The organism is uncultured Lutibacter sp. (assembly GCF_937891065.1).
Lineage (GTDB): Bacteria > Bacteroidota > Bacteroidia > Flavobacteriales > Flavobacteriaceae > Lutibacter.
Map to the genome: position 1 here is coordinate 1 of NZ_CALAEQ010000138.1, position 2,944 is coordinate 2,944.

General features: G+C 29.2%; 2 protein-coding genes. Both read left to right on the plus strand.

The window, feature by feature from the left end; all coding sequences use genetic code 11:
• Nucleotides 1-580: 580 nt before the first annotated feature.
• A complete protein-coding gene (locus Q0352_RS07735) occupies nt 581-2,305 on the plus strand; it encodes an NAD(P)H-dependent oxidoreductase subunit E (RefSeq protein ID WP_299526140.1) in 1,725 nt (574 codons plus the stop codon).
• Nucleotides 2,306-2,324: 19 nt separating this feature from the next.
• Nucleotides 2,325-2,944: 2Fe-2S iron-sulfur cluster-binding protein (locus Q0352_RS07740; protein WP_299526143.1), on the plus strand; the 620-nt coding region annotated here is incomplete at its 3' end.

The window sequence follows — 2,944 nt, forward strand, 5'->3', positions numbered from 1 at the left end:
TTGTAAATTAATATGTTATCAATAATAATAACCAAACATTTTGTAAATTTTTTGATTATTTGATAAAAATTACTTTTTTGATAGTTTCTTTTAATTCACTAAAAACTGAGGCATATTTCAACTAAATATGGTGATCATTTAATCAAAAAAAGATGTGTTTTACAACGTTTTCGAAGCCTTAAAAAAAGATTTTTTTTTAAGGCTTCGAAAGCATATTAACAAAAAAAATAAAATGATAAATTTTGGGCAAAAATGGTGTTTTAACCTAATAAAACTTCAAATATAGGCTAACGTTAGACTCTGAAAATAGTAATTTCTTCCTAAAACCTGCGCAATTCAATTTTTTTTATTAAAAAATCTTAAGAAAAATTCAATTCAAATACTCCATTTTTAACTATTGATATAATAACAACACTTCAATTAGTTTAACACATTCTTTTTCAATGAAATACAATATTTCATGCATAATCATTTAAAAATTAATACTTCTCTTGAATTTTTTGTAAATATTTATGATTATCTGGTATTCAATTGTTTATATCGTAACTTTAAGAGTCACTTCAAATAAACTAAATAAATTATGAATCGTACTGATCTTTTATCACATCTTTGGGAGTTTCAAAATAAATTTGGCTTTCTTTCAGATATCGCTATTGCAGAAATTGCACAAAAATTAAAAGTTTCAAAAATAGAAATTGAAGGCGTTATTTCTTTCTACCACTTCTTCCATAGGCAACCTACTGCAAAATACGTTATCTATTTAAACAATAGTATTGTTTCCGAGTTTAAAGGATTTCAACATATAAAGGCTGCTTTTGAAAAAGAAACAGGTAGTACTTTTGGAGAATATAATCAAAATTTGGAATTCTCCCTTTTTGAGACTCCATGCATAGGACTCAGTGATCAAGAACCTGCTGCACTAATCAATTTTAACCCATTTACTAATTTAACAGTGAAAAAGGTTAAAACAATTGTTCAGCAATTAAAAGATGGTGTCGATTTAAAATCGATAGCAAGTAATCCAACAAGTAAAATTCAATATACTCCTTCTGAAGATAAAACCATTATTTTTAGAAATTATAAGGCAGGAGTTGCATTAAGTAAATTAAAACAAAAGAATCCAACTGAAACACTAAACACCATTGCTAAATCTGAACTTTCAGGGCGCGGTGGTGCATTTTTTCCAACAGCAAAAAAATGGCTTGCTTGTAAAGATAATGACAGTGTTAAAAAATATATTATTTGTAATGCTGATGAAGGTGAGCCTGGTACTTTTAAAGACAAATCTATCATTGAGAATATACCAGGCCTTTTAATTGAAGGTATGATTATAGCAGCGTATATTACTGGAGCTAAAGAAGGCTTTATTTATTTGCGAGCTGAATACAAATTCCTTCAAAAAAAGTTAGAAGATACCCTTGAAGAATTTTACCAAAATACATTTTTAGGTAAGAATATTTGTGGAATAAAAAACTTTGACTTTAATATTAAAATTGAGTTAGGCGCGGGCTCATACGTATGTGGTGAAGAAAAAGCGCTTATTGAATCTTTAGAAGGTAAACGTGGAGAACCAAGAGTTCAAAAATATTTCCCAACCGAATTTGGTTATTTAGGGCATTCTACAGTAGTTAATAATGTTGAAACTTTTGCGAAAGCTGCTAGAATAATTGAATTAGGAGCCAATTTCATTTCATCAGTTGGAACTGATATTAGCAAGGGAACAAAACTACTCAGCATCTCAGGTGATATTGCAAAACCTGGAATTTATGAAATTGAATGGGGAATGTCAGTTAAGCAGTTATTAAAATTATGTGAAGCTCTTTCTCCTTATTATGTTCAAATTAGTGGCCCATCTGGCGAATGTATTAATAGCACTGAATTTAACAGACAAATTTGTGAAGAAGACCTTGTTTGTGGTGGTTCAATTATGGTTTTTAATAGATCTCGTAGCATTCTTCAAATTCAAGAAAATTTTCTAAAATTTTTCAAAATGGAATCTTGCGGTGTTTGCACTCCTTGTAGGGCAGGAAATCAAATTTTACTCGAAAAAGTTAAAAAATTTGATCGTGGTTTATGTACTCAAAAAGATATTGATGAAATTAAACAATGGGGAAAAATTATTAAACTTTCTAGCCGTTGCGGTTTAGGTAAATCTTCTCCAAATTCATTACTTATGTCTATCGATAAATTTGAAGATTATTATAAACAAAAAATCTCTCCAATAAGTGAAAATCATACTATTGAGTTTGATATGGAAAGAGCTATACAAGAATATGACAGTATTATAAAAGAAACACAATTATAGATTCAAAATAAGTCAAAAAATGGAAAATATATCATTTATTATAGACGGAAGAATTTGTACAGCTTTAAAAGGAACAAATTTAATTGAAGCTGCCAAACAAAACGGGATTTATATTCCAACATTATGCCATTTTAAAAATTCACATGAGTTAGGAAGTTGTAGAGTTTGTACCATAAAATTAAATGGACGAGCAATTGCAGGTTGCACCATAAAAATTGATGAAGGAATGGATATTGAAGTTAATACACCTGAATTACTTGATACCAGAAAAGCCATTCTAGAAATGATGTTTGTTGAAGGTAATCATTATTGTTCGTCTTGTGAGAAAAGTGGTGATTGTCAAATGCAAAATTTAGCATACGAGACAGGAATAAGGTTTACTCGTTTCCCACATTTATTTATTGAACGACAAATTGATGCCGGAGCTGAACGAATTATTGTAAACCAAAATAGATGTATTAAATGTAAACGCTGTTTTGAAGAAGTTAAAACAAACGACGGTTATAAAGTTTTCAGTTACTTAAATAAAGGAAGTAAAACAGTAGTTGCTGTTGATTATGAACAAGAAGCAAAACTATCTGAATTACAAGCTGAATATGCCATGAATATTTGTCCAACTGGTGCTATTTTAGTTAAAGG

Bases quoted from the DNA above. Each gene is read 5' to 3' on its own strand.
- Q0352_RS07735 (WP_299526140.1), top strand. From the start codon at position 581: ATGAATCGTACTGATCTTTTATCACATCTTTGGGAGTTTCAAAATAAA.